At 52.8% G+C, this 1,528-nt stretch carries 1 protein-coding gene; it reads right to left on the reverse strand.

Annotated features, from left to right (window positions below):
- Nucleotides 1-1,528 (reverse strand): 3'-5' exonuclease (locus PKH29_12920; protein HNX15742.1); only part of this gene is annotated, 1,528 nt, incomplete at both ends.

Here is a 1,528-nt window from a genome sequence, read left to right on the forward strand (position 1 = left end):
GTTTTGGTCTTTTCGTCCACAACCTCGATCACGCCCTCGCCGAATACCTTGTGCAGCATCTGGTCGCCGACCTTGCAGACCACCTCGGTCGTCTTGTCGAACGCCCGAACCTGAACAACGCTCTGCTCCTTGATCTCGTCGGGGATTTCGCCGATGATCTCAAGGTATTTCGGGTCGATGTCGAACAGGAACCGGGACGGGACTTTGGAAAAACCTTTGACGCCGAACCCCTCGCTCTCGGTCAGATAAAGATGCTTCTTGGCGCGGGTGATGCCGACAAAGCACAGCCGCCGTTCTTCCTCCAGCGCTTCCGTTTTACGATCCTCGAGCGCCCTTGCCGACGGGAAAATGCCCTCGGTGAGCCCGACCAAAAAGACGCTGTCAAACTCGAGTCCCTTTGCGGTGTGCATGGTCATAATCCGAACGCAGTCGGTCTTGTCTTCGATGTCGCTGTCGCGCAGCAAGGTAATGTTATGCAAAAAGGTCACGAGCGGCAGATGCTCGCCGAATTCGGTCTCCTGCGTCACGATACTGCGAAGCAATTCGGTGACGTTGTCGAGCCGCTCGATGTCGCCGCTCTCGCGGATATACAGCTCATATCCCGTATCTTTAATGATCTTTTGCAACAGTTCCGATACCGGCAGAACCTCGGCATCCTGTTTCAGTTTTTCAATCGCCGCGATGAATTCTTTCGCTTTGCAGCCGCCCATCGATTCGGTATCGCAGAGTTCCTTAAGCGCGTTATAGAGCGAGATTTTCCGGTTATTCGCGTGGTTTTTGATGAGTTCGAGCTTCATCTTGCCGATTTTACGCCGGGGCATGTTGATGATGCGCATAAACGAGAGGTCGTCTTCGCTGTTGGAGACGAGGCGCATATACGAAAGCACGTCTTTGATCTCGGCGCGCTCGTAAAACCCGACGCCGCCGTAGACGACATAGGGAATGTTGGCCTCCAAAAAGCCCTGTTCAACAAATCGGGAGACGAAATTGGAACGGTAAAGCACCGCGAAATCCGAATATTTACCGCCGCTGTCGCGATGCGCCTTGATTTTGGAGCAGATGAACCTGATCTCCTCTTTGTCGCTCTTGCCGTGAAAATACTGCACGGTCTCGCCGTCGGTTTTGTTCGTGTATAAATTCTTTTTTACGCGGTTGTTGTTTTTCTCGATCAGAGAATTTGCGACGTTTAAAATCGGGGTTGTGCTGCGGTAATTCTCACTCAAAACCACGTCGGTGCAGGTCGCGTTGAGCCGCGTCGTAAACCAGGGGTTATTGAGCCACCCGACAAAGTCGACGAGCACTTCCATGCTCGCTCCGCGCCATTCGTAGATGTTCTGGTCGGGGTCGCCCACGACGAACAGGTTGCGGTTGATCTCGGTCAGCCGACGGATCAGCTTGAATTCCTTGACGGTGATGTCCTGAAACTCGTCCACCATGATGTAGTGCAGGCGGCTCTGCCATTTTTTCAGAATATCCGGGTGTTTGCCGAACAGATAGATCGTAAAATTGATCAGGTCAAAAAAGTCGA

The sequence above is a fragment of the Oscillospiraceae bacterium genome, from assembly GCA_035353335.1.
Classification (GTDB): Bacteria; Bacillota; Clostridia; order Oscillospirales; family JAKOTC01; genus DAOPZJ01.